We start from the raw sequence: 24,363 nt of genomic DNA, 5'->3' as shown, positions 1-24,363 counted from the left end.
GGAGGCCCGTCATGCCTATCGAACTGCTGCCGGAAACGCCTTCGCAGACCGCCGGCCCTTACGTGCACATCGGCCTCGCCCTGGAGGCGGCCGGCAACCCGACCCGCGACCAGGAAATCTGGAATCGACTGGCCATGCCCGACGCGCCGGGCGAGCACATCCTGATTGTCGGCCAGGTCTACGACGGCAACGGGCACCTGGTGCGCGACTCGTTCCTGGAGGTCTGGCAGGCCGATGCCAACGGCCTGTATCAGGATGAGTACAACCTCGAGAACGCGTTCAACAGCTTCGGTCGCACCGCCACCACCTTCGATGCCGGCGAGTGGACCCTGCATACGGTCAAGCCTGGCGTGGTAAACAATGCCGCAGGCGTGCCGATGGCGCCGCACATCAACATCAGTCTGTTTGCCCGGGGGATCAACATCCACCTGCATACGCGGCTGTACTTCGATGACGAGGGCGAGGCGAATGCCAAGTGTCCGGTGCTCAACCTGATCGAACAGCCGCAGCGACGCGAGACGCTGATCGCCAGACGCTGTGAGGTGGAGGGGAAGACGGCGTATCGCTTCGATATCCGTATTCAGGGGGAAGGGGAGACGGTGTTCTTCGACTTCTGATCGAGTCCAATGCCCGCGGTTGAACCAATGGAGCCCCTTCGCGGGCAAGCCCGCTCCCACAGGACTGCTACTTGTGGGAGCGGGCTTGCCCGCGAAGGGGTGAAGAGAGGAGGTCGGCTCAGCCCTTGACCGGGTTCAGGTCGAAGGCGTCCGCCTGGTACTGGAACAGCAGGCAGTCGGCAGCCGCCGTGCAACCACTTTCATGCACCAGGTTCGCCGGCAGCTTGTAGTAGGACCCGGCCGGATATTCCACTCGCTTGCCATCGATCACCGCATAGAAAGTACCGCTCAGCACCACGGTCGGCAGCGTCTGGCTGTGGGTGTGCAGGCCGTTGTCGGTGCCTTTGCGGAATTTCACGTAGGCCGAGTACGGGCCATTGCCGAACAGGTCGCCTTCGACATTGGCGTAGCTGACGGCGCCTTGGGTGCCGCTTACGGCCTGCCATTGCAGGGTGGCGCTGTCCGGAACCGAGACCAGCTTCTCGCCAGTGGCGTTGGCGGTGGTGGCAAGCGCGGCCATCGTCAGGCCGGCGAACATCGCGTGCAGTGCTTTCATGGGGGAGGCTCCTTCGCCAATTGACTGTGCGGCGAAGGTTAAACGTTCACACCATGCACAAATACGCCATGTGTAAGCCATGACCTGTGCATAAAAAGCACATATCAGCTCAGCCAGCGTGGCTCGGCATAGTAAGCCTGCGCATAGTCGAGCAATGCCCGCACCTTGGGCGCGAGGTAGCGGCTTTGCGGGTAGACGGCGTAAAGGCTGCGTGACGGCAGGGTCCACTCCTTCAGCACGGGCACCAGGCGCCCGTCGCGCAGGGCATCGTGGACGATGAATCGATCGAAGCTGGCGATGCCAAGTCCACCAATGGCTGCCGCGCGCAGGGCGATGGGCGAGTTGGCACTCAGGCGCCGGGGCATCAGTACGTCTTGTCGCTCGCCACTGGGGCCGGTGAGCTGGAGGCGTTGTGGATGCAGCAGTTGGTTGAAGCCAAGCAGTGGGTGGGTGGCGAGCTCATCGGGGGTGGCTGGGACGCCGTGCCGTTCCAGGTAACCGGGGGCGGACACCAGCACCACTTCGCTGACCGCCAACTGGCGTGCGACCAGGCTGGAGTCGGGTAAGTGGTCGGTAACCCTCAGGCAGACGTCGATGTCTTCTTCGAGCAGATCGATGAAGCGGTCACTGCAGTGCAACTCGATCTGCAGCTGTTCGTGGCGTTGGACGAAATCCGGCAACCAGCGCCCTAGCTCCAGTTCGCCGAACGCAGTGGCCACGCCCAGGCGCAAGGTACCGGTGGGTTGTCGCTGGTGCTCGGACAACTCCAGGGTCATCGCCTGCATCTGCTCGAGGATCTGCACGCAATGGCGGTAGAACAGCGCGCCGGCCTCGGTCAATTGCAGGCGGCGGGTCGTGCGGTTGAGCAACTGGGTGCCGAGATGGCGCTCGAGGTTCTTCACCTGGCGCGACAGCACGGTATGGGAAATGCCTGCCTGGCTGGCCGCTGCGCTGAAGCTGCCGAGGTCGACGACCCGGCGGAAGGTGTGCATGGCGCTCAACTGATCCATCGGTACATCGCTCCTGATGGCGAGTGGCGGGGCCATGGCGGCCCCGCCCTGGTGCGAGTCAGCGCCGCACCAGCAGTACCCCGCTTTCCATGTGGTGGGTGTAGGGGAACTGGTCGAACAGGGCGCAGCGTTCGATACGGTGGCTATCGTGCAGCTGGGCGATGTTCTGCGCCAGGGTCTCGGGGTTGCAGGAGATGTACAGGATGCGCTCGAAGCGGCGAGTCAGCTCGCAGGTATCCGGGTCCATGCCGGCGCGTGGCGGGTCGACGAACACCGTGCCGAAGTCGTAGCTTTTCAGGTCGATGCCTTCCAGGCGGCGGAACGGGCGGACCTCGTTCAGCGCCTGGGTCAGTTCCTCGGCCGACAGACGCACCAGGCGCACGTTGTCCACGCCGTTCTCGTCGAGGTTGTGCAGCGCGGCGTTGACCGAGGTCTTGCTGATTTCGGTGGCCAGCGCCTGGCGCGCGCGGGTGGCCAGCGGCAGGGTGAAGTTGCCGTTGCCGCAGTACAGCTCCAGCAGGTCGTCCGCACGCTCGCCCATGGCCTCGAAGGCCCAGCCGAGCATCTTCTGGTTCACCGCGCCGTTGGGCTGGGTGAAGGCGCCTTCGGGCTGGCGGTAGCTGAAGGTGCGTCCGGCGATGTCGAGTTTTTCCACCGCGTAGTCACGGCCGATCACCACACGCTTGCCTTTCGAGCGACCGATCACGCTGACGCCGAGGTCGCTGGCCAGCTGCTGCGCGGCCGTTTCCCAGGCCTCGTCCAGCGGACGGTGGTAGCACAGGGTGACCATGGCATCGCCGGCCAGGGTGGTCAGGAACTCCACCTGGAACAGGCGGTTGTTCAACGCTTCGCTGGCTTGCCAGGCGGCCTTCAGGCGCGGCATCAGTTCATTGATGCGCTGGCTGGCGATGGGGAAATCGTCGATCAGGATCGCCTTGTGCTTCTCGCCCGGGGCGAACATCGCATAGTGGCGCTGGCCGTCCTCGCGCCACAGGCGGAATTCGGCGCGCAGGCGATAGTGCTCGCGGGGCGAGTCGAACACCGCCGGCTCCGGCGCGTCGAACGGTGCCAGCAGTTCGCGCAGGCGGGCGGCCTTGGCCGCCAGTTGCGCATCGTACTGGGTGGGGTCGAAGACGGCGCTCATGCGGGGAACCAGCCCAGTTTGATGACGAACAGGATGGACAGGATCACCAGCGCCGGGTTCAGGTCGTGGCGACGACCGGAGATCAGCTTGATGGCGGTCCAGGCGATGAAGCCGAAGGCGATGCCGTTGGCGATCGAGTAGGTCAGTGGCATTGCCAGGGCGGTCACCACCACCGGCGCGGCTTCGGTGACGTCGTCCCAGTTGATCTCGGCCAGGCCCGAAGCCATCAGCACGGCGACGAACAGCAGCGCCGGGGCGGTGGCGAAGGCCGGCACGCTGCCGGCCAGCGGGGCGAAGAACAGGGCCAGCAGGAACAGCACCGCCACCACGATGGCGGTGAGGCCGGTGCGCCCGCCAGCGCTGACGCCGGCGGCGGACTCGATGTAGCTGGTGGTGGTCGAGGTGCCGAGCAGGGAGCCGGCCATGGCGGCGGTGCTGTCGGCGATCAGGGCGCGGCCCATCTTCGGCATGTGCCCGTCCTTGCCCATCAGGCCGGCGCGCTTGGCCACGCCGATCAGGGTGCCGGAGTTGTCGAACAGGTCGACGAACAGGAAGGCGAAGATCACGCTGATCAGGCCGACGTCCAGCGCGCCCTTGATGTCCAGCTGCAGGAAGGTCGGGGCCAGCGACGGCGGCATCGACACCACCCCGCCGAACGGGGTGACGCCCATGGCGATCGAGGCCACGGTCACGGCGAGGATGCCGATCAGCACCGCGCCGCGTACTTTCATCGCTTCGAGCGCGACGATCAGGAAGAAGCCCAGGGTGGCGAGGACCGGCGCTGGCTTCGCGAGGTCGCCCAGGCCAACCAGGGTGGCCTGGTTATCGACGACGATGCCGGCGTTATGCAGGGCGATCAGTGCCAGGAACAGGCCGATGCCGGCGGCGATGGCCGAGCGCAGCGGCAGCGGGATGCTGTTCACGATCCACTCGCGGATGCGGAAGATCGACAGCAGGAAGAACAGCACGGCGGAAAGGAACACCGCGCCCAGGGCCACCTGCCAGGTGTGGCCCATGTGCAGGACCACGGTGTAGGTGAAGAAGGCATTCAGGCCCATGCCCGGCGCCAGGGCGATCGGGTAGTTGGCGATGATGCCCATGGTCACCGAGCCGATGGCCGCGGCAAGGCACGTGGCGACGAACAGCGCACCCTTGTCCATGCCGGTCTCGCCGAGGATGCTCGGGTTGACGAACAGGATGTAGGCCATGGCCAGGAAGGTGGTGACGCCCGCGAGAATCTCGGTGCGCACGTTGGTGTTGTGTGCTTTTAGTTGAAACAGCCTTTCCAGCATGCCTGCTCCCAGGGCGCCCTCGCGCCGTGAATGTATCGACCCCAACAGCAAAGCACAGACCGTACCGGGTGCCGTGGTTTTGTGTGGGGCGGAAAAAAGCCGCGCATCATACCAGCATGCATGGCGGGGGCCTATGGCCATTGGGGAGACGGTTTTCGTTAGCCTGTGCCGGCCCTTTCGCGGGCAAGCCCGCTCCCACAGGTATTCCACAAGCCCCTAGTGTGGTGTTTCACAAATAACGACCATAACTCGCGGCGCTTTTTGCGCTCATGCGGCGTTGTCGCTCCTCGCCGTAGCTGGGCTACGACTCGTCGCGACGCCTTGCCTGAGCGCAAAAATCGCTCGCGAGTTATTGGTCGTATTTGCAAAACACCACACTAGTGTCCTGTCTCGGAAATAAGCTGTTCACTTTTGGCGGCGTCTTGGGCGCTCGGCCGGCGTTGCCACTCCTCGCCATAGCCCTGCTATGACTCGTCGCGGCGCCTTGGCCGAGCACCCAAGCCACTCGCCAAAAGAGAACGTATTTCCGAGACAGGACACTAGAGCGGCGCGATCCCAGTGGGAGCGGGTTTACCCGCGAAGAGTCGCAAGAAGGTTTCAGCCGTTGTGCATCCGGTCGCGATGGGTCAGCGTCGGGAACAGCTTCATCCATACCCCGGTCACCACCAGCGTGCCCACGCCACCGAGCACCACTGCTGGCACGGTGCCAAACCAGTGCGCGGTCAGTCCTGATTCGAACTCGCCGAGCTGGTTCGAGGCACCGATGAACAGCCCGTTCACCGCGCTCACCCGGCCACGCATCTCATCCGGTGTCTCCAGCTGCACGAAGGCGCCGCGGATGACCATGCTGATCATGTCCGCGGCGCCCAGCACCACCAGCACCGCCAGCGAGAACCAGAACGAGGTCGACAGGCCGAAGGCGATGGTCGCCACGCCGAACACGCCGACCGAGGTGAACATGATCAGCCCGACCTTGCGCTCCACCGGGAAGCGCGCCAGCCACAGCGACATCAGCAGCGCCCCCACCGCCGGCGCCGAGCGCAGCAGGCCGAGGCCCCAGGCGCCAGTGAGCAGGATGTCCTTGGCGAACACCGGCAGCAGCGCGGTGGCGCCGCCCAGCAACACGGCGAACAGGTCCAGGGAGATGGCGCCGAGGATGTCCGGACGGCTGCGGATGAAGCGGATCCCGGCCAGCAGCGAGTCGAGGTTGGCCCGGCCGGGTTGCGGTTGCTGGCGACGGGCGTCGAGGCTCAAGGTCAGCAGGCAGGCGATGAGGTAGAGGACCACGGTCGGGCCGTACACCCAGGTGCTGCCGAAGGCATAGAGAAAGCCGCCCACCGCCGGGGCGACGATGGTCGCTGACTGGGTGGCCGATGCCGAGGCCGCCACCGCGCGCGGGAACAGGCCTGGTGGCACGACATTGGGCAGCAGCGCCTGGGTCGCCGGCATCTCGAACGAGCGGGTGGCGCCGAGCAGGAAGGCCAGAACGAAGATCATCTCGCGACTGACGTTGTCGGTGACGCTGCCCAGGGCGAGTGCCAGGGCAATCAATGCCTGCAGGGTCTGGCACAGGGCCGCGACCTTGCGCCGATCATAGCGATCGGCGACATGCCCGGTGTGCAGCATGAACAGCACGCGTGGGGCGAACTCGACCAGGCCGACCAGACCCAGATCGAGCACATTGCCGGTCAGTTGATAGAGGTGCCAACCGATGGCCACGGTGAGCATCTGGAAGCCGCTGGCGGTAAACACACGGGCCAGCCAGAAGGCGAGGAAAGGGCGGTGATGGCGCAACAGTTGCGGGGCAGAATCGGACATCGGTTGCCTGCGGCCTCGGAGATAGAGGGGGCAGCAGGGTAACATCTGTTTGTAACAAATGGTTGCTGAAAACCGTGCGGATCAACCCCGAACCCATAAAAAAAGAGGGTGAGGCAACAGGTCACGCGGCAATCAACCACACATCCGGATGGGTCATTCAGGACTATGCTTCCATTCAGTCGTTGACCTGGATCAATGCTTCCAGATGCAACGATCTTGGCCCTCGGGCCGGAATCCCTGCGATCGAACAGAACAATTCCAACGCGCCGCACTCGATACCCGTGGGGGCAGTGGGCGACAGGGCCATGCGCCCGGCCGCCGGATTATCTGAAGAGGAAGCACCATGTTCGGATTGGAAGCCCTAGAGCTCGCCCGAATCCAGTTTGCCTTTACCGTGTCCTTTCACATCCTGTTCCCAGCCATCACCATTGGCCTGGCGAGCTACCTGGCGGTCCTCGAAGGCCTTTGGCTGAAGACCCATGACAATACCTACCGTGACCTGTATCACTTCTGGTCGAAGATCTTCGCCGTCAACTTCGGCATGGGCGTGGTCTCCGGCCTGGTCATGGCCTACCAGTTCGGCACCAACTGGAGCCAGTTCTCCGACTTCGCCGGTTCCATAACCGGCCCCTTGCTGACCTACGAGGTGCTCACGGCCTTCTTCCTCGAGGCCGGTTTCCTCGGTGTCATGCTGTTTGGCTGGAATCGCGTCGGGCGTGGCCTGCACTTTTTCGCCACCTGCATGGTGGCGCTTGGCACCCTGGTATCGACGTTCTGGATTCTCGCTTCCAACAGCTGGATGCAGACCCCCCAGGGCTACGAGATCGTCGATGGCCGGGTGATCCCGGTGGACTGGCTGGCGGTGATCTTCAACCCGTCATTCCCCTATCGCCTGATGCACATGGCCACCGCGGCCTTCGTCGCCACCGCGTTCTTCGTCGGCGCCTCGGCGGCCTGGCACCTGCTGCGCGGGCGTGACAACCCGGCGGTGCGCAAGATGCTGTCGATGGCCATGTGGATGGCGCTGATCGTCGCGCCGGTACAGGCGGTGATCGGTGACTTCCACGGTCTCAACACCCTCAAGCACCAGCCGGTGAAGATCGCCGCCATCGAAGGGCACTGGGAGAACAAGCCCGGCGAGCCTACTCCGCTGATCCTGTTCGGCATCCCCGACATGAAGGCCGAGACCACCCGCTTCAAGGTCGAGATCCCGGCGCTCGGCAGCCTGATCCTCACCCACAGCCTGGACAAGCAGGTCCCGGCGATGAAGGAGTTTCCGCCTGAGGACCGACCCAACTCGACCATCGTGTTCTGGTCGTTCCGGATCATGGTCGGCCTGGGCATGCTGATGATCTTCGTCGGCCTGTGGAGCCTGTGGCTGCGCAAGCGCGGCACACTGTACAGCTCGCGGCCGTTCCTCTATCTGACCTTGTGGATGGGGCCGTCGGGGTTGATCGCCATTCTTGCCGGCTGGTTCACCACCGAGATCGGTCGCCAGCCCTGGGTGGTCTATGGGCTGATGCGCACCGCCGATGGCGTGTCCAACCATAGCTACGCGCAGCTCGGCTTTACCCTGGTGATGTTCGTGGTGGTCTACTTCGCGCTGTTCGGCACTGGCATCGGCTACATGATGCGTCTGGTGCGCAAAGGGCCGAAGACCGGTGAGGGCGATGAACACACCCCCGGAGGTCCAGGCCAGAAACGTACGCCGGCGCGGCCGTTGTCCGCCGCCGATGATGATGGCCACGAGGCCGACTCCACCCGCCTGAGCAAGGGGAACTGAGATGGGTATCGATCTTCCGCTGATCTGGGCCGTGATCATCATCTTCGGCGTCATGATGTACGTGGTGATGGATGGTTTCGACCTGGGGATCGGCATGCTCTTCCCCTTCGTCAAGGACGAGCGTGACCGTGACGTGATGATGAACACCGTGGCTCCCGTGTGGGACGGCAACGAGACCTGGCTGGTGCTGGGGGGCGCGGCGTTGTTCGGCGCCTTCCCGCTGGCGTACTCGGTGGTGCTCGAGGCACTTTACCTGCCGTTGATCCTGATGCTGGTCGGCTTGATCTTCCGCGGCGTGGCCTTCGAGTTCCGCTTCAAGGCCAGGCCCCACAGACGCCACATCTGGGACAAGGCGTTCATCTGGGGCTCGCTGGTGGCGACGTTCTTCCAGGGCGTGGCCCTGGGGGCCTTCATCGAAGGCTTCAAGGTGGTCGATCGCAAGTTCGTCGGCGGCACCCTGGACTGGCTGACGCCGTTCACGGTGTTCTCCGGCCTGGGCCTGATCGTCGCCTACACCTTGCTGGGCTGCACCTGGCTGATCATGAAGACCGAGGGGCCGTTGCAGCAGAAGATGCATGACGTGGCCCGACCGCTGGCGCTGGTTCTGTTGGCGGTGATCGGCATCGTCAGCCTGTGGACGCCGATCGCCTACCCGCAGATCGCCGAACGCTGGTTCAGCATGCCCAACCTGATCTGGTTCATGCCAGTGCCGATCCTGGTGCTGGTGACCTTCTACGGGTTGCTGCGGGCGGTGGCGCGCAATGCGCACTACACGCCATTCCTGCTGACCCTGGTGCTGATCTTCCTTGGCTACAGCGGCCTGGGCATCAGCCTGTGGCCGAACATCATTCCGCCGTCGATCAGCATCTGGGATGCTGCCGCGCCGCCGCAGAGCCAGGGCTTCATGCTGGTCGGCACGCTGTTCATCCTGCCGTTCATCCTTGGCTATACCTACTGGAGCTACTACGTGTTCCGCGGCAAGGTGACCCATGAAGACGGCTATCACTAGGAGCGCCAGGCGATGACTATCGAAGAGAAGAAACCGTTGTGGCAGCGCCTGGGCTGGCTGGTGCTGATCTGGGTGCTGAGCGTGGCGGCGCTGGGTGTGGTGGCCTACGGCATGCGCATGTTCATGAGCGCGGCCGGCCTGAGCACCCACTGAGTCGCTGATCCATCGCGGGGCAAGCCCGCTCCCACGTCATTGCTGGACAGCCCGGCAATGACGTGGGAGCGGGCTTGCCCCGCGATGCTTTATTTTCTGGCCTTGAGCACCACGAACTTCGGTGTCGCCGCCACTTGTTCCACGCCCCGGAACAAGCGCGCCAGCTTGCTGTGGTAGCCCAGGTGCCGGTTGCCGACTATGTACAACGCGCCACCGACCTCCAGTGCCTCCCGGGCCTGCTGGAACATGCGCCAGGCGAGGAAGTCGCCCACCACCTGCTGCTGGTGGAACGGCGGGTTGCACAGCACCACGTCCAGCGATTGTTTCTCCTGGCCGGCGAGACCATCCGCCGCACGGACTTCCACCTCGCGAGCACCCAGCGCCGCTTGCCAGTTCTCCCGTGCCGACTGCACCGCCATGTACGACTCGTCCACCAGCGTGTAGTGCGCATCCGGGTTGAGCAGGGCGCTGGCGATGGCCAGCACGCCATTGCCGCAGCCCAGGTCCGCGACCCGGGCGCGGCCCAGGTCGCGCGGCAGGTGTGGCAGGAAGGCACGGGTGCCGATGTCCAGGCCCTCGCGGCAGAACACGTTGGCATGGTTGACCAGCGTCAGGGCTGGTGTATCCAGGTGGTAGCGAGTCGGGTAGGGGGAGCGTGCGCTCGGGCGCTCGGCCACGGTGGCGATGAGCAGGCGCGCCTTCTTTTGCGCCAGCGATGCCTGGACCGGACCGATGTACTTTTCCATCAGCTCGCCAGCGGCGCGCGGCAGGTGCTTGATCATGGCGCCGGCGATCACCTGGGCGCCGGGGGCCAGCTGGCCTTGCAGGCGGATCAGCTGTTCCTCCAGCAACGCCAGGGTCTTGGGCACGCGCACCAGCACACGGTCGAACGGGCCTTGCCAGTTTTCGCTGGCCGCCACGAAGGGCACCGCATCGAAAGGCCGGTGATTGCGCGCCAGGTTCTTCTCCAGCGCCATGCGCGCCAGGTGCGAGTCGCCACTGCTGGTCACTTCCATCTGGCCGGCAAGGCTCGCGGCCAGTGCCCCGAAGCTGTCGTTGAGTACCAGTACTCTGCGACCCGCAGCCGGCGACTGGGCTGCCAGATGCTCCAGCAAGTACTGGTCGGCGGCATCGAAAGCCAGCAGCGGGTCGTTGGCCTGTTCCGGCTGGCGGATCAGGTCGAGTTCGGCGAAGGGGCTGTTGAACAGGGGCATGACAAGGGGCTCTGCTGCGAATCTGCTTGAAGTGGGCGATTCTACAGGGCTTTGTGCGTTACAGGGGCGCGCAGGCGGTCAGAGCAGGCCGCGCATGACGGCAATGGCGATGGCTCCGGCCTTGTTGGAGGCGTTGGTCTTGGTAATCAAGCTGCGTATATGGAAGTTCACGGTGCTGGTCGACAACGTCAGGATGGTCGCCACTTCTGACGCGGTTTTGCCAGCGGCGGACCATTTGAGCACTTCCAGCTCGCGCGTGCTCAGTTGTGGCGCAGGGCATACCAGGTTCAGATGATGCTCGCTCAACGCGGCGTGCAAGACGTTGCACAGCCACATCACCTGGGCAGCTTTCTCGTACAGCTCATCATATGCAATGGTGTTTCTTGGCCTGGACACGCTGAGCTGGGTCTCGTTGTGCCTAACGTCATGGACTGACTGGGTCCAGCCATGGGTGATGCCGTGCGCACGCGCCCCTTCGCGAAGGTGCGGTACCTCATGGAATAGTTCGTCGCTCCACAGCACCGGCAACAATGATTGGTGGCACTTCGATACCACTGGGTCTATGGTGATGAAGTTGTCCGCTTTATAGCGCTCGTTCCATTCTCGCGGATAGTTGTTGTACAGCACCACCTGGGGGCTATGGGCAGCGACGTGCAGGTGTAGCGACAGACCGAGAAACTCCATGTCCAATGCCTGGACCAGTTCCACGGCGTTAGCGATCATATCCTTCGGCTCTTGCTGTCCCAGCATTTTTTCGAGCTGTTCAGGTTTCCATTGTGGCATCGATGTCGCTCCCTTCACGCTATCGTGGATCCAATGCGTGTGCTGTACCGGGGGGAGTGTAGGAAATGTCCTCATTCTGCGCTGGTTTTTTTTGCTATAGCTGCCGCAAATTTTTGGCTATTTGTTGCATGCCATGGACGATGCCTTACAAACCGACGGTTTTTATCCTGGCCGCTTTGCGCGACACTTGGCGCATTCGAACCATGGAGCTCGTCATGACCGCCAGCGCTGACAAATTCACCCGCCAGACCCTGCTCGACGTCCAGCCTTTGACGCCCAATCTGTTCTCCCTGCGGGTTACCCGCGACGCGGGGTTCCGTTTTCGTGCCGGGCAGTTCGCGCGACTGGGTGTGAGCAAGGCGGATGGCAGTGTGGTCTGGCGTGCCTATTCCATGGTCAGCGCCCCCCATGACGAACATCTCGACTTCTTTTCTATCGTCGTGCCGGGGGGGGAATTCACCAGTGAGCTGAGCCGTCTTGGCGAGGGCGATACGCTGATGATCGACCGTCAGGCTTTCGGTTACCTCACCCTCGATCGTTTCGTCGGTGGACGTGACTTGTGGCTGTTGGCCACCGGTACCGGCATCGCACCATTCATGTCGATCCTGCAGGACTTCGAGGCCTGGGAGCGTTTCGACAACATCAAGCTGGTGTACTCGGTGCGAGAGGCGAAGGAACTGGCTTACGTGGATGAGATCGCCGGGCTCGAGCAGCGTGAGTACCTGGCCGAATTCGCCGGCAAACTGCAGTTCATTCCGGTGGTTACCCGGGAGGCGCATCCAGGCGCGCTGAACGCGCGGATCACCACGCTCATAGAAAATGGCGAATTGGAAAAGGCGGCGGGGCTCGAGCTGTCGCCGGAGCACTCGCGGATCATGTTGTGCGGTAATCCGGAAATGATCGACGAGACGCGCAAGGTGCTGAAGGCACGCGACCTGCAACTGAGCCTGAGCAAGCGGCCGGGACAGGTGGCTGTGGAGAACTACTGGTAGCTGCAAGCTTCAAGTTGAAGCAGAAGCAGGCCAGAGGTAGCGTGCTCTACTTGCAGCTTGCAGCTTGCAGCTTGCAGCTTGCAGCTTGCAGCTTGCAGCTTTACTTCTGATTCTGCGCCTTGAGCAGGTCGCGGATCTCGGTCAGCAGGGTTTCCTCGGGGGTGGGGACCGGCGGAGCGCTCGGTGCCACGGCTTCTTCACGCTTCAGGCGGTTGATCGCTTTCACGCCCATGAAGATGGCGAAGGCGACGATGACGAAGTCGAGGATGGTCTGGATGAACTTGCCATAAGCCATCACCACTGCCGGCACATCGCCTTCGGCGGCCTTCAGCGTGATGGCCAGGTCGCTGAAGTCCACGCCACCGATCAGCAGGCCGATGGGGGGCATGATCACGTCGCCGACAAAGGACGAAACGATCTTGCCGAACGCCGCGCCGATGATGATACCCACCGCCATGTCGACGACATTTCCCTTGACCGCGAAGGCCTTGAATTCACTGAGCATGCCCATGCTGTATTCCTTTGTTACGAATGGAGAGGTAGTCGGAGTGTAAGCCACTAAAACGCTTCATGCGTGACGTTCGCAGCTAAAGACTCCGTTTAGAGCGAATAGTTTTGTCGCTCCCCGAGCTCTGCGGGACACGTCCACGTTCGGCTATCATGGCGGTTTTTGCCAGGAGACCCAGCCCATGGCCAAGGCCAAGCGCTTGTATGGCTGCACCGAGTGCGGCGCGACCTTCCCCAAATGGGCCGGCCAGTGTGGCGATTGCGGAGCCTGGAACACCCTGGTCGAGACCATGATCGAAAGCGGCGGTGCCGCGGCGCCGAGCGGGCGTGCCGGCTGGACCGGGCAGCAGGCGCAGATCAAGACCCTGGCCGAGGTGAGCGTCGAGGAGATCCCGCGCTTCACCACCAGCAGCACCGAGCTCGACCGCGTGCTCGGGGGCGGCCTGGTGGATGGCTCGGTGGTACTGATCGGCGGTGATCCCGGGATTGGCAAGTCCACCATCCTGCTGCAGACGCTGTGCAACATCGCCACCGCCATGCCGGCGCTCTACGTCACCGGCGAAGAGTCGCAGCAGCAAGTGGCCATGCGCTCTCGGCGCCTCGGCCTGCCCCAGGACCAGCTCAAGGTCATGACCGAAACCTGCATCGAGACCATCATCGCCACCGCGCGCCAGGAAAAGCCACGGGTAATGGTCATCGACTCGATCCAGACCATCTTCACCGAGCAGCTGCAGTCGGCCCCGGGCGGCGTCGCCCAGGTGCGCGAGAGCACGGCGCTGCTGGTGCGCTATGCCAAGCAGAGCGGCACGGCGATCTTCCTGGTCGGCCATGTCACCAAGGAAGGTTCGCTGGCCGGTCCCCGGGTGCTCGAGCACATGGTCGACACGGTGCTGTATTTCGAGGGCGAGTCCGATGGCCGCCTGCGCCTGCTGCGGGCGGTAAAGAATCGCTTTGGCGCGGTCAACGAGCTGGGCGTGTTCGGCATGACCGACCGTGGCCTGAAGGAAGTCTCCAATCCCTCGGCGATCTTCCTCAATCGCGCCCAGGAGGAAGTGCCCGGCAGCGTGGTCATGGCCACCTGGGAGGGCACCCGGCCGATGCTGGTGGAGGTCCAGGCGCTGGTCGACGACAGCCATCTGGCCAACCCGCGGCGCGTCACTCTGGGCCTGGACCAGAATCGCCTGGCCATGCTGCTGGCGGTCCTGCACCGGCACGGCGGCATCCCCACCCATGACCAGGACGTGTTTCTCAACGTGGTCGGCGGCGTGAAGGTGCTGGAGACCGCCTCCGACCTGGCCCTGCTCGCAGCGGTGATGTCGAGCCTGCGCAACCGCCCGTTGGCCCATGGCCTGCTGGTGTTCGGCGAAATCGGTCTGTCGGGCGAGGTACGCCCGGTGCCCAGTGGCCAGGAGCGACTCAAGGAAGCGGCCAAGCATGGTTTCAAGCGTGCGATCGTGCCCAAGGGCAACGCGCCGAAGGAAGCGCCCGCCGGTTTGCAAGTGATCGCGGTGACCCGTCTGGAGCAGGCACTGGATGCGTTGTTCGAATAAGCCTATTTCTTGCAACTGATTCTCAATAGCCAGTAGCATACCGCCACCTTGCGACCACCCCATGGAGTGCGTGTGGCGGAGTTCGACCTCAAGCGGCTGTTCGTAAAGCACGCGAAAAACCTTCAGGGCCTGCTCTCGCGCAAGGTGCGCGACCCTCAGCTGGCCGCCGACCTGGTGCAGGACAGTTTCCTGCGCCTGGCCGAGCAGCAGCGTCAGGCGCCAATCGAGAACGCCCAGGCCTACCTCTATCGCACCGCGCACAATCTGATGGTCGACCATGTGCGCCAGCAGCAGCGACGCAAGACCGACCTGGTCCCCCATGAAGCGCTCGAAACCATCGTCGAAGAACGCCCAGGGCTCGATGAACAGGCTGCCCGCGAACAGCACCTGCGCCGGCTACAGGCGATTCTCGGCGAGCTGCCCGAGCGCACTCGCGAAGTGTTTAGGCTCAACCGCCTGGAAGGCATGACCCATGCCGAGGTCGCGCGTCACCTGGGCATTTCCGACAGCTCCGTGCAGAAGCATCTGGCCAAGGCCCTGGCCTATGTGATGCAGTGCCTGCAGGAAACCGAATGACCAACGGTTTACTGACAAATGCCGCTTCAGACGTCAGCCCAGACATAACCAGATCGCGAGAGAACCGTGTGAGCAGCCAGAACGAGCAAGCCATCCGCGAGCAGGCCGCCGAGTGGGTGGTGCTGCGGCAGGCCGGTCCCCTGAGCCCGACGCAGCAGCAAGCCTTGGAGCAGTGGTGCGCCAGCGACCCTCGGCACGCCCGGGCCTATGACTTTGCCCAGGCCACCTGGGCCGACCTCGGGCAATTGGCGAACCTGCCCGCAGCCCCATCGCCTCGTGCAGTGGTCCCCCGGCACGGCACATCGCCGCGGCGCCGCCCGCGGCTGCGGCGAATCTTCGCCAGCGCGGCGGTGCTGTTGCTGGCGGTGCTGGCCGTGCAACAAGGGCCGCAAGCCTGGCTGGGCTGGCGCGCGGACTATCTCACTGGCACCGGGGAAGTACGCCAGGTGACATTGCCGGATGGCAGCCAGGTCGAGCTGGACAGCCGCAGCGCCATCGCGCTTGCCTTCGATGGCCACGAGCGCCGCGTGCGTCTGCTCTCGGGCGAGGCCGTGTTCAGCGCCGCACCGGTCACCGTTCAGGAAGCACGTCCATTCGTGGTCGAGTACGCCGGAGCCACCAGCCGTGCCCTGGGGACGCGCTTCGTGGTGGGCGCGGCGGGCGACGGGGGCTGGGTCGGCATGCTCGAGCACAGCGTCGCCGTCGAGCTGCAGGCGCCGCCGCAGCAAGGGCAGGCCAGCCAGGTGCTGGAGCAGGGCGACAGCCTGCGCTATGACCAGCGCCTGGGGGTACGACCATGGCCTGATCACGATCTGCGGCGGGCCACCGACTGGCAGCGTGGCGTGCTGGTGTTCGAACGCCAGCCGCTCGCCGATGTGGTCGCCCGGCTCAATCGCTACCGCGCGGGTCAGCTGGTGGTCGCCAACGATGCACTGGGCCGGCGCGAGGTCAGCGGGGTCTTCCGCCTGGACCAGTTGAGCCGCGCGCCGGCCGTGCTCGGTGACGAGCTCAAGGCCCGCCTGGTCGAGCTTCCGGGCCTGGCCGTGCTCTACTGACATGCCGCTTCGGCAAAAAACTTTCGATTTTATTTACTGACTTTTTCCGCGTTGCTCGTCTGATTGTTGAGATTGATTTTCATTACTAGAAAACGCCAACAACGGACGAGCAATCGCAGTGAGCACGCCACGACAACAACCCTTGCGCCCTCTGGGTCGCTTCGCCCTGGCCGGCAGCCTGGCCCTGGGCAGCTGTGCATTGCCGATGGGGATCGGCATGGCACACGCCACCGATTCGCCAAGCACCGCCAGTCGCAACCTGGTTCGCTTCGACATCCCGGCCCAGTCGCTCGACAGCGCGGTACTGGCCTACGCCGAGCAGTCCGGCGTGCAGGTGTTCTTCGACAGCCGCAAGCTGGCCGGCCTGCGCAGCGAAGGGCTGCACGGCAGCTACTTGGCCGAAGAAGGGTTGCGCCAGCTGCTGCGCGGCACGCCGGTACGCTACCACTTCAGCGCCGCCGGACAGGTCGGCCTGGAGCGTGTTGTCCAGGACGATGAGGCCCTGGAGCTGGGCGCGACCCATGTCGATTCGCAGCGCGATGGCGACTGGGTGTACCAGACCCCGCGATCGGTCAGCGTGATCACCCGTGAGCAGATCGACCAGCGCCCGCCACGGCATGCCGCCGACATGCTCGAACAGACCGCGGGTGTGTACACCGCCGTCAACCAGCGCGACCCCGGCCTGTCGGTGAACATTCGCGGCGTGCAGGACTATGGCCGGGTCAACATGAACATCGATGGCATGCGCCAGAACTTCAACGTCAACGGCCACCAGCAGCGCAACGGCGTGATGTTCATCGACCCCGAGTTCGTCCAGGGCATCGAGATCGACAAGGGCACCTCGGCCGGCATGGGCGGCGCCGGGGTGATCGGTGGCATCGCCAGCTTCAACACCATCCAGGCCAGCGACCTGCTTGGCCCGGGCAAGGAAGTTGGCGGCCGGCTGCGTGCCGGGCACGGCATCGGCGAGCTGGGCAACGGCACCTACTTCAACGGCAGCGCCCTGTTCGCCGCCGGCAACGAGATCGGCGACATCCTGGTCGGCCACAGCGAACGGCACTACGGCGACTATCGCAGCGGCACGCAGAACGCCGACAACCTGGGCACCCAGATCCGCGGCAAGCTGGACAACCGCGAGGCCTGGAAAGGCTGGCTCAACGGCGAGGTCGGCGCCATGGACAGCGTGACGCGCTCGCAGCTGTTCAAGCTGGGCCTGAACTTCGCCGACGATCAGCGTCTGCAGTTCAGCTACTTCGAAACCGATACCGACAGCAAAGACGCCTGGACCTACAGTGACTCGGTGACCAATCGCTACTACTACCGGGTCACCAGCACCAACGACATCAATGCCAAGAACGCTGCGCTGGACTACAGCTACAAGCCTGACAACGACCTCATCGATTTCAAGGCCAAGCTGTACTACGTCACCACCCGCCAGGACCGCTGGAACGCTGACAACATGTCATCGCTGGCAACAGGCAACCATGTGCAGGCCTACACCGATCGCTACCAGACCGACACCTGGGGCCTGCAGCTGGAAAACACCTCGCGCTGGCAGGTGGGCAGCGCTGGCGCGCTGGCCTTCAACTACGGCAGCGAAGCGTTCCAGGACACCTTCCGCCCCAGCACCAACCGCGTCGCCGCGCCCAACGAGATCGACGCGCTGCCCTATGTCGAAGGGCTGACGCCCAAGGGCAAGCGGATCATGGCCAGCCTGTTCGGCAACCTGCGCTACGACCATGGCGACTGGCTGACGATCGATGCCGGCCTGCGCTACGACCGTTTTCGCCTGACCGGCGAGACCGGGGTGACCACCTGGATGTACCCGATGGGCGTTACCGAGCCCAACCTGCGCCGCCAGGAAACCCACATGCTGTTCGATGTGGATCGCGAGCAAGGGCGCTTCTCGCCGACCTTCGGCATCGCCGTCAAGCCCGGCCCTGATTGGCTGCAGGTGTATACCCGCTGGGGCCGTGGCTGGCGCCCGCCGCAGGTCACCGAGGCGTTCATGACCGGCCGCCCCCATGGCGGTGGTTCGGAGATGGTCTATCCCAACCCCTTCCTCAAGGCCGAGGAGTCGCACAACTGGGAGCTGGGGGTGAACATCTTCCGCGAATCGCTGTTTCGCGACGGCGACCGCTTCGCCGCCAAGGTCGCTTATTTCGACACGCGTATCGACAACTTCTCGTTCCTCGATATCAACGCCACCCTGCCTGGGTCGAGCATCAGCGGTATCTCGCTGGGCCGCTCGGTGTACGAGAACAACCTCAGGACCACGCGCTTTCGTGGCGTCGAGTACAGCCTGGACTATGACGCCGGTGCCTACTACGGCCAGCTCAGCTACACCCACATGATCGGCAGCAATGACTTCTGCTCCAAGCAGTACTACCTCGGCGGCGCCCAGCGCCTGGTCAATGCCGGCACGGTGAGGCGTCCGGTGCAAGTGGGCAGCCGGATCATCATGCTGCCGGTGCGGGTGTCCCGCGCCGAGTGGGCGGACGACCAGAACGCCGTCACCAGCTGCGGCGAGATCATGGGCAACGCCGCCTACATGCCGGCCGACCGTGGCGCCTTGACCCTGGGCATGCGCTTTCTCGAGCGCACCCTCGACGTGGGCATGCGCGCCCGCTACAGCGAGGGCAATGGCGAGAATCTCAACACCCACACCTACAGCCAGATCGACCAGGCGCTATGGCCCAAGTACCTGGTCTACGACCTCTACGCCAGCTACTGGATGACCCCGCAGCTCAACGTCGCGCTGTCGCTGGAGAACGCCACCGACGAGGCCTACTTCGTCGCCATGGGCGATGGCAACAACCTGTCGCTGGCCCGTGGTCGGACCCTCTCCGGGATGCTCGAGTACCGCTTCTGAAACACCGGGTTTGCCCATTTCGGGCGACACGAAGGCCGTCATCGCGCCTTCGTCTCAACTGTGCAACATCGAGGAACCGTCAATGACTCTTTCCGTAACCTACGACGCCGCCTTCGCCGGATCCACCATCGACGACTACCTGGCCTTCTGGACCGCCGGCTTCGTCACCGCCGGCCATGGCTACAGCAACACCGGCGGCTTCAGCAACGGCACCTTCAATGGCGACCAGTACGCCACCCATGGCGCCAATGGCTCGGACTACGCGTTCATCGCCGACAGCAACACCGCCAACGGCCTGCACTACGTGTTCGATCCGTCCAAGGCCCCGGGTGACAACCTCAACCACTACCTGTGGGGCTCGCTGGACAACGTCTCCCTGGGCGAAGTGCTCGGTGGCGGCAGCGGCAGCGACTTCAGCCTGAGCAACTACGTGGTCAGCTTCAACGGCCTGGACCTGGATGCCGCACTGGGCGCCGGCCGTGCCGGCAACGAAGTGCAGAGCGTGATCTACGGCCTGATGCAGGGCAACACCAGCGCCCTGGAAAGCGCCCTGGACACCCTGCTGGCGGCCTATGGCACCTCGACCAACGACACCTTCGAAAGCGTCGCCGCGCACCTGGCCGCAGGCCCGGTCAATGCCGCCGAAGCCGTGGGCGTGCAGGCCCTGCCGGAAGACCTGGCACTGGCCGCCTGACAGCCGGGGACAAAAAAGCGATTGGAAGATCACTCCTCCAATCGCTGTCCACTCGTCGCCACATCCGCTGTCCTGGCCGGGCTCGGGAGTGGCGACACCGAATTCTGCGAGGCGGCGGCCCGCCGGTCAATGGGGCCGCCGTCCACTCTCCGGGATCATCAATGAAGACCAACCGCAACATGGCCCCTGGTGAACTGTGGCAGGCGCTGTCGGGTTGCCGCGCCGGCCTGGGCAACGTCGCCTTGTTCAGCGCCGTGATCAACCTGCTGATGCTGGCGCCGGCGCTGTACATGCTGCAGGTATACGACCGGGTGCTGTCGTCGGGCAACGAGATGACCCTGCTGATGCTCAGCCTCATGGTGCTGGGCCTGTTCGCCTTCATGGGTGCGCTGGAGTGGTTGCGCAGCCAGGTGGTCATTCGCTTGGGCACGCGGCTGGACCTCAGCCTGGCGCCCCGGGTGTTCGACGCCGCCAGCCAGGCCAGCCTGGCCGGGCACCGCGACGGCGCCCAGCAGGCCCTGAGCGACCTGACCGGGCTGCGCCAGTTCGCCACCGGCCAGGCGCTGTTCGCTTTCTTCGATGCCCCCTGGTTCCCGTTCTACCTGCTGGTGATCTTCCTGTTCAGCCCATGGCTAGGCCTGCTGGCCCTGGTCGGCGCGCTGTTGCTGGCGGCACTGGCCTGGCTCAACGAGCGGCTGACCCAGGCGCCATTCGCCGAGGCCGGACGTTTGTCGCACCAGGCCGGGCAGCAGGCCGCAGGCAACCTGCGCAACGCCGAGGCCATCGCCGCCATGGGCATGCTCGATGCCGTGCGTCAGCGCTGGAGTCTGTTGCAGCATGGCTTTCTGAGTCTGCAGAACCTGGGCAGCGAGCGCACCGCGGCGGTCACCGCGTTGTCCAAGGTGGTGCGCCTGGCCCTGCAGTCGCTGGTGCTGGGGTTGGGTGCCTGGCTGGCGCTGGAGCACCTGATCACGCCGGGCATGATGATCGCCGGATCGATTCTCATGGCCCGGGTATTGTCGCCGATCGACCAACTGATCGCCGTGTGGCGCCAGTGGGGCAGCGCGCGCCAGTCATACGAGCGCCTCGACGCTTTGTTGCGCACGTACCCACCGCAGACGCGCGGCATGCCGCTGCCAACGCCAAACGGACATGTGCGGGTCGAGCAACTGGTGGCGCTGGTGCCGGGCGGACAACGCCCGTGCCTGTCCGGTATTGGTTTCGAGCTGGCCGCCGGCGAGTCGCTGGGGCTGATCGGCGCGTCCGGTTCCGGCAAGACCACCCTGGCGCGGCTGCTGGTAGGCGCGGCCAGCCCGGCGACGGGCAAGGTCTGCCTGGATGGCGCGGCGCTGGGGCAATGGGACCGCGAGCGACTGGGCCGGCACATCGGTTACCTGCCCCAGGATGTTCAGCTGTTCGCCGGCAGTATCGCCGAGAACATCGCCCGCCTTGGTCCGGTGGACGCCGACCAGGTAGTGGCGGCGGCGCAGCTGGCCGGCGTGCACGAGCTGATCCTCAAGCTGCCGCAGGGCTACGACACGCTGCTGGGCGAGGGCGGCGCCGGCCTTTCGGGCGGGCAGCGCCAGCGCATCGGGCTGGCGCGGGCGCTGTACGGACTGCCTGCGCTGGTGGTGCTCGATGAGCCCAATTCGAACCTCGACGAGGCCGGTGAACGGGCCTTGTTGGCCGCCCTCGGCGAACTGAAGGCGCAAGCGCGCACGGTGGTGATGATCAGTCACAAGTCCAGTCTGCTGGCAGGTCTGGACAAGCTGCTGGTGCTGCAAGGCGGCCAGATGCAGAACTTCGGGCCGACCGCGCGGGTGCTGCAGGGCACGACCCGCCCAGCAACGGCATCGCCCGCCGCACGCGGCGGTGTCACTTACAGCTTCAATCAAGGCAGTCAGAGATCCTGAGCATGAGCGTGCATCCATTGTTTTCTTCAGGAGCCGCCAGCCAGGCGCAGAATGTCCAGCCGTTGCGCGACGATGCCCGGGGGCCGGCGCGGGCCGGACGCTGGCTGGTCCTTGTCGGACTCGGCGGTTTTCTGCTCTGGGGCGCGCTGGCGCCACTGGACAAGGGCGTGCCGGTCAGCGGCAACGTGGTGGTGGCCGGCAGCCGCCAGGCCGTGCAGCACCCCACGGGCGGGGTGATCGAGCAGTTGCTGGTGCGCGACGGTGACCAGGTCCACGCCGGCCAGGTATTGCTGCGTATGGACGCCACCCAGGCCGAGGCACAGCAGGGCTCGCTGCGCGTGCAGTACGTCAATGCCCGGGCCGGGGAGGCACGCTTGCTCGCCGAGCGTGATGGCAGGTCAGTAATCGACTTCCCGGCGATATTGCGTGAACAGGCCGCGACACCGTGGGTGGCCACGGCGCTGGAGGCTCAGCGGCAGCTGTTGGCCAGCCGTGGGCAGGCGCTGCGCCTGGAGCTCGATGGCCTGGGCGAGAGTATCGCCGGGGCCGAGGCGTCGCTGCTCGGGCTGCAGGGTTCGCTGGCCAGCAAGCAGGCCCAGCGTGATGCGCTCGACGAACAGCTCGGTGGCCTGCGGGAGTTGGCTCGCGATGGCTACATTCCGCGCAATCGGCTGCTCGACAGCGAGCGTCTGCTGGCCCAGGTCAACGGTTCCATCGCCGAGGACATGGGCAGTATTGGCCGGACCCGACGTCAGGTGCAGGAGCTGAAGCTGCGCATCGGCCAGCGCCACCAGGAATTCCAGAACGATGTGCGCCAGCAGTTGAGCGAGCTGCAGGCCAGCGCCGAAGACTTGGACAATCGTCTGCGCAGTGCCGGCTTCGAACTGGCCCACACCCAGGTGCGCGCGCCGGTGAGTGGCACCGTGGTGGGCCTGAGCGTGTTCACCAACGGTGGCGTGATTGCGCGAGGCCAGCAACTGATGGAGATCGTGCCCAGCGATGCGCCGCTGCTGGTCGATGCCCGTGCCTCCGTCGAGCTGGTCGATCGGCTCAGGCCCGGATTGCCGGTCGAGCTGCTGTTCGCCGCTTTCAACCAGAGCACCACGCCAAGGGTGCCGGGCGAGGTGACTCTGGTGTCGGCCGACCGTCTGCTCGACGACAAGACCCAGCAACCCTACTACCAGGTACGTATCAAGGTCAGCGAGCAAGGCCAGCGGCAGCTGGCCGGTCTCGACATTCGTCCAGGGATGCCGGTGGAGGCCTTCGTGCGCACGGGCGAGCGTTCGCTGCTCAACTACCTGTTCAAGCCGCTGCTGGATCGGGTGCATGTCGCCCTGGCGGAGGAGTGATGCCGATGCGACTGCTGTTGCCCGCCTTGTTGCTGGGCCTGAGTCTCCCCGTTCACGCCTTGGACCTGGGCGATGCCTATGCCCTGGCGCTGCGCAACGATCCGACCTGGCAAGGCTCCATCGCCGAGCGCCAGGCCGGGCTGGAGAACCTGGCGATCGGTCGTGCCGGGCTGCTGCCTCGGCTGTCGTACCGCTACAACCGGGCCCGCAATGACTCGGAGGTTACCCAACGCAGTCAGTTCGGCGACGTGACCACCCAACGCGACTACCGCAGCTACAGTTCGACCCTGACCCTCGAGCAGCCCCTGTTCGACTATGCCGCCTGGAGTGACTATCGGCGTGGCGTGGCCCAGGCGGCGTTGGCCGACGAACGCTATCGTGGCCGTGGCCAGGAGTTGATGGTGCGCCTGTTCGGCGCCTACAGCGAGGCGTTGTTCGCCAACGAACAGATTGCCCTGGCCCAGGCCCAGCGCCGCACCTACGCCGAACAGCTGACCCTCAACGAACGCTTGCTCAAGGGCGGCGAAGGTACCCGCACCGATGTGCTGGAGACTCGTGCTCGTTATGAGTTGGCCCAGGCCCAGGAAATCGAGGCCGGCGACAATCTTGATGCGGCGCTGCGCGCCCTCCAGGCGATCATCGGCGAGCCGGTGGCGGTCGAGGACCTGGCGCCGATGACTGGCGACTTCCGCGTCCAGCCCCTCACCCCCACGCGTTTCGAGCCCTGGCGCGACCTGGCCGTCGCCCACAACGCCGAGCTGGCCAGCCAGCGCCATGGGCTCGAAGTCGCCGAGCAGAACATCGAGCGGCAACGGGCCGGGCACCTGCCTTCGTTGAGCGCCTATGCCAGCAAAGGCATTTCCAGCTCCAGCTCCGAGAGCAGTTACAACCAGCGTTACGACACCGACAGCATTGGCATCCAGTTGAGCGTGCCGCTGTTCGCCGGTGGCGGTGTTTCGGCGTCGGTGCGCCAGGCCCGGGCCCAGCGTGATGCCGCGGGTTTCGAATTGGATGCGCAGATGCGTGACACGCTCAATCAGCTGCGTCGGCAGTTCAACTTGTGCGCCAGCGGCACGGCGAAGATCCGTGCCTATGACCTGGCGGTGAAGGCGGCTGCGGCGCTGGTGCAGGCCACGCGCAAGAGCGTGCAGGGCGGCGAGCGAGTCAATCTCGATGTGCTGGATGCCGAGCAGCAGCTGTTCGGTGCCAGGCGTGACCTGGCGCAAGCCCGGCATGAATACCTGCGGGCGTGGTTGCAGTTGCGCTATCTGGCGGGGGTGTTGGAGGCGGGGGATTTGAATGTGTTGAACCGGTACTTCGGGACGCACGGCTAGGGCGACTCAGCGGGGCATTGTGGGAGCGGGCCCCACAGGTTCTACGCCAACCTGTAGGAGCGGCCTTGCCGAGGCGTCGGACCGGTCGGAAAGGGCTGCGCAGCAGCCCCGGGATTTCAGCGTAGTTGCAGATATCGCTGGG

At 64.8% G+C, this 24,363-nt stretch carries 21 protein-coding genes; 13 read left to right on the top strand and 8 right to left on the bottom strand.

The features are described from left to right. The first annotated feature begins 11 nt into the window (after nt 1–11). The gene (pcaG, locus tag ACYUME_RS22780) at nt 12–617 is read left to right on the top strand and encodes a protocatechuate 3,4-dioxygenase subunit alpha (protein ID WP_460417010.1); all 606 of its coding nucleotides are present in this window, start codon (nt 12–14) and stop codon (nt 615–617) included. Between the two features lie 118 nt (nt 618–735). Here the strand turns inward: pcaG and ACYUME_RS22775 are convergent, their stop codons facing one another. From ACYUME_RS22775 to ACYUME_RS22755, 5 genes are all read right to left on the bottom strand, one after another. Continuing rightward, a complete protein-coding gene (locus tag ACYUME_RS22775; protein WP_460417009.1) occupies nt 736–1,173 on the bottom strand; it encodes a cupin domain-containing protein in 438 nt (145 codons plus the stop codon). Between the two features lie 104 nt (nt 1,174–1,277). Beyond that, nucleotides 1,278–2,183 (bottom strand): LysR family transcriptional regulator, encoded by a 906-nt coding sequence (locus tag ACYUME_RS22770; protein WP_460417007.1) that lies wholly within the window; start codon nt 2,181–2,183, stop codon nt 1,278–1,280. A 58-nt stretch (nt 2,184–2,241) separates the two neighbouring features. Then, nucleotides 2,242–3,327, bottom strand: coding sequence for a tRNA (uridine(54)-C5)-methyltransferase TrmA (gene trmA, locus ACYUME_RS22765; RefSeq protein ID WP_460417005.1), 1,086 nt, complete (start codon nt 3,325–3,327; stop codon nt 2,242–2,244). Beyond that, entirely contained in the window at nt 3,324–4,619 is a 1,296-nt protein-coding gene (locus tag ACYUME_RS22760; RefSeq protein ID WP_279887633.1) for an NCS2 family permease, read from the bottom strand. The genes trmA and ACYUME_RS22760 overlap by 4 nt, the downstream gene beginning before the upstream one ends. Nucleotides 4,620–5,216: 597 nt before the next feature. Then, a complete protein-coding gene (locus tag ACYUME_RS22755) occupies nt 5,217–6,437 on the bottom strand; it encodes an MFS transporter (RefSeq protein WP_279887333.1) in 1,221 nt (406 codons plus the stop codon). 343 nt (nt 6,438–6,780) lie between these two features. Here ACYUME_RS22755 and ACYUME_RS22750 point away from each other — a divergent pair, with 343 nt between their 5' ends. Genes ACYUME_RS22750 through ACYUME_RS22740 form a run of 3 tightly spaced genes read left to right on the top strand, consistent with a single transcriptional unit; the run spans nt 6,781 to nt 9,382 of the window. After that, nucleotides 6,781–8,220 (top strand): cytochrome ubiquinol oxidase subunit I, encoded by a 1,440-nt coding sequence (locus tag ACYUME_RS22750; RefSeq protein WP_460417003.1) that lies wholly within the window; start codon nt 6,781–6,783, stop codon nt 8,218–8,220. A 1-nt stretch (nt 8,221) separates the two neighbouring features. After that, a complete protein-coding gene (cydB, locus tag ACYUME_RS22745; protein ID WP_279887336.1) occupies nt 8,222–9,229 on the top strand; it encodes a cytochrome d ubiquinol oxidase subunit II in 1,008 nt (335 codons plus the stop codon). 12 nt (nt 9,230–9,241) lie between these two features. Continuing rightward, entirely contained in the window at nt 9,242–9,382 is a 141-nt protein-coding gene (locus ACYUME_RS22740; protein WP_279887338.1) for a DUF2474 domain-containing protein, read from the top strand. An 89-nt stretch (nt 9,383–9,471) separates the two neighbouring features. Here the strand turns inward: ACYUME_RS22740 and ACYUME_RS22735 are convergent, their stop codons facing one another. Continuing rightward, nucleotides 9,472–10,596, bottom strand: coding sequence for a methyltransferase (locus ACYUME_RS22735; RefSeq protein ID WP_460417001.1), 1,125 nt, complete (start codon nt 10,594–10,596; stop codon nt 9,472–9,474). Nucleotides 10,597–10,674: 78 nt separating this feature from the next. After that, nucleotides 10,675–11,379, bottom strand: a complete 705-nt coding sequence (locus ACYUME_RS22730; RefSeq protein WP_460417000.1) for an autoinducer binding domain-containing protein — start codon at nt 11,377–11,379, stop codon at nt 10,675–10,677. Nucleotides 11,380–11,594: 215 nt separating this feature from the next. Here ACYUME_RS22730 and ACYUME_RS22725 point away from each other — a divergent pair, with 215 nt between their 5' ends. Continuing rightward, nucleotides 11,595–12,371, top strand: coding sequence for a ferredoxin--NADP reductase (locus tag ACYUME_RS22725; RefSeq protein ID WP_460416998.1), 777 nt, complete (start codon nt 11,595–11,597; stop codon nt 12,369–12,371). 100 nt (nt 12,372–12,471) lie between these two features. Here ACYUME_RS22725 and mscL read toward each other — a convergent pair whose 3' ends face one another. After that, entirely contained in the window at nt 12,472–12,882 is a 411-nt protein-coding gene (gene mscL / locus ACYUME_RS22720) for a large-conductance mechanosensitive channel protein MscL (RefSeq protein ID WP_279887346.1), read from the bottom strand. Between the two features lie 178 nt (nt 12,883–13,060). Here mscL and radA point away from each other — a divergent pair, with 178 nt between their 5' ends. From radA to ACYUME_RS22680, 8 genes are all read left to right on the top strand, one after another. Further along, nucleotides 13,061–14,428, top strand: a complete 1,368-nt coding sequence (gene radA, locus ACYUME_RS22715; protein WP_279887348.1) for a DNA repair protein RadA — start codon at nt 13,061–13,063, stop codon at nt 14,426–14,428. A 72-nt stretch (nt 14,429–14,500) separates the two neighbouring features. Beyond that, nucleotides 14,501–15,004 carry an RNA polymerase sigma factor gene (locus ACYUME_RS22710; protein ID WP_279887350.1) on the top strand — a complete coding sequence of 168 codons (504 nt, stop codon included), beginning with the start codon at nt 14,501–14,503 and terminating at the stop codon, nt 15,002–15,004. Nucleotides 15,005–15,072: 68 nt separating this feature from the next. Continuing rightward, entirely contained in the window at nt 15,073–16,059 is a 987-nt protein-coding gene (locus tag ACYUME_RS22705; RefSeq protein ID WP_460416996.1) for a FecR family protein, read from the top strand. 205 nt (nt 16,060–16,264) lie between these two features. Then, complete coding sequence (locus tag ACYUME_RS22700; RefSeq protein ID WP_279887369.1) at nt 16,265–18,931, top strand: TonB-dependent receptor; 2,667 nt, start codon at nt 16,265–16,267, stop codon at nt 18,929–18,931. Nucleotides 18,932–19,013: 82 nt separating this feature from the next. Beyond that, a complete protein-coding gene (locus tag ACYUME_RS22695; protein ID WP_279887354.1) occupies nt 19,014–19,625 on the top strand; it encodes a heme acquisition protein HasA in 612 nt (203 codons plus the stop codon). A gap of 161 nt (nt 19,626–19,786) precedes the next feature. After that, nucleotides 19,787–21,538, top strand: coding sequence for a type I secretion system permease/ATPase (locus tag ACYUME_RS22690; RefSeq protein ID WP_460416994.1), 1,752 nt, complete (start codon nt 19,787–19,789; stop codon nt 21,536–21,538). A gap of 2 nt (nt 21,539–21,540) precedes the next feature. Next, on the top strand, nt 21,541–22,887 hold the full coding sequence (locus tag ACYUME_RS22685) for an HlyD family type I secretion periplasmic adaptor subunit (RefSeq protein WP_460416992.1): 1,347 nt from the start codon (nt 21,541–21,543) through the stop codon (nt 22,885–22,887). Between the two features lie 5 nt (nt 22,888–22,892). Beyond that, nucleotides 22,893–24,221, top strand: coding sequence for a TolC family outer membrane protein (locus ACYUME_RS22680; RefSeq protein ID WP_460416990.1), 1,329 nt, complete (start codon nt 22,893–22,895; stop codon nt 24,219–24,221). Nucleotides 24,222–24,363: the final 142 nt, after the last annotated feature.

It is taken from the genome of Pseudomonas sp. microsymbiont 2 (assembly GCF_054788395.1).
The sequence above is the reverse complement of the archived record's forward strand: the minus strand, read 5'-3'. Positions and strand labels throughout refer to the sequence as shown.

Excerpts from the sequence above, each read along its gene's own strand:
- pcaG (WP_460417010.1), top strand. The coding sequence starts at position 12 with ATGCCTATCGAACTGCTGCCGGAAACGCCTTCGCAGACCGCCGGCCCT.
- ACYUME_RS22775 (WP_460417009.1), bottom strand. The coding sequence starts at position 1,173 with ATGAAAGCACTGCACGCGATGTTCGCCGGCCTGACGATGGCCGCGCTT.
- ACYUME_RS22770 (WP_460417007.1), bottom strand. The coding sequence starts at position 2,183 with ATGGATCAGTTGAGCGCCATGCACACCTTCCGCCGGGTCGTCGACCTC.
- trmA (WP_460417005.1), bottom strand. The coding sequence starts at position 3,327 with ATGAGCGCCGTCTTCGACCCCACCCAGTACGATGCGCAACTGGCGGCC.
- ACYUME_RS22760 (WP_279887633.1), bottom strand. The coding sequence starts at position 4,619 with ATGCTGGAAAGGCTGTTTCAACTAAAAGCACACAACACCAACGTGCGC.
- ACYUME_RS22755 (WP_279887333.1), bottom strand. The coding sequence starts at position 6,437 with ATGTCCGATTCTGCCCCGCAACTGTTGCGCCATCACCGCCCTTTCCTC.
- ACYUME_RS22750 (WP_460417003.1), top strand. The coding sequence starts at position 6,781 with ATGTTCGGATTGGAAGCCCTAGAGCTCGCCCGAATCCAGTTTGCCTTT.
- cydB (WP_279887336.1), top strand. The coding sequence starts at position 8,222 with ATGGGTATCGATCTTCCGCTGATCTGGGCCGTGATCATCATCTTCGGC.
- ACYUME_RS22740 (WP_279887338.1), top strand. The coding sequence starts at position 9,242 with ATGACTATCGAAGAGAAGAAACCGTTGTGGCAGCGCCTGGGCTGGCTG.
- ACYUME_RS22735 (WP_460417001.1), bottom strand. The coding sequence starts at position 10,596 with ATGCCCCTGTTCAACAGCCCCTTCGCCGAACTCGACCTGATCCGCCAG.
- ACYUME_RS22730 (WP_460417000.1), bottom strand. The coding sequence starts at position 11,379 with ATGCCACAATGGAAACCTGAACAGCTCGAAAAAATGCTGGGACAGCAA.
- ACYUME_RS22725 (WP_460416998.1), top strand. The coding sequence starts at position 11,595 with ATGACCGCCAGCGCTGACAAATTCACCCGCCAGACCCTGCTCGACGTC.
- mscL (WP_279887346.1), bottom strand. The coding sequence starts at position 12,882 with ATGGGCATGCTCAGTGAATTCAAGGCCTTCGCGGTCAAGGGAAATGTC.
- radA (WP_279887348.1), top strand. The coding sequence starts at position 13,061 with ATGGCCAAGGCCAAGCGCTTGTATGGCTGCACCGAGTGCGGCGCGACC.
- ACYUME_RS22700 (WP_279887369.1), top strand. The coding sequence starts at position 16,265 with ATGGGGATCGGCATGGCACACGCCACCGATTCGCCAAGCACCGCCAGT.
- ACYUME_RS22695 (WP_279887354.1), top strand. The coding sequence starts at position 19,014 with ATGACTCTTTCCGTAACCTACGACGCCGCCTTCGCCGGATCCACCATC.
- ACYUME_RS22690 (WP_460416994.1), top strand. The coding sequence starts at position 19,787 with ATGAAGACCAACCGCAACATGGCCCCTGGTGAACTGTGGCAGGCGCTG.
- ACYUME_RS22685 (WP_460416992.1), top strand. The coding sequence starts at position 21,541 with ATGAGCGTGCATCCATTGTTTTCTTCAGGAGCCGCCAGCCAGGCGCAG.
- ACYUME_RS22680 (WP_460416990.1), top strand. The coding sequence starts at position 22,893 with ATGCGACTGCTGTTGCCCGCCTTGTTGCTGGGCCTGAGTCTCCCCGTT.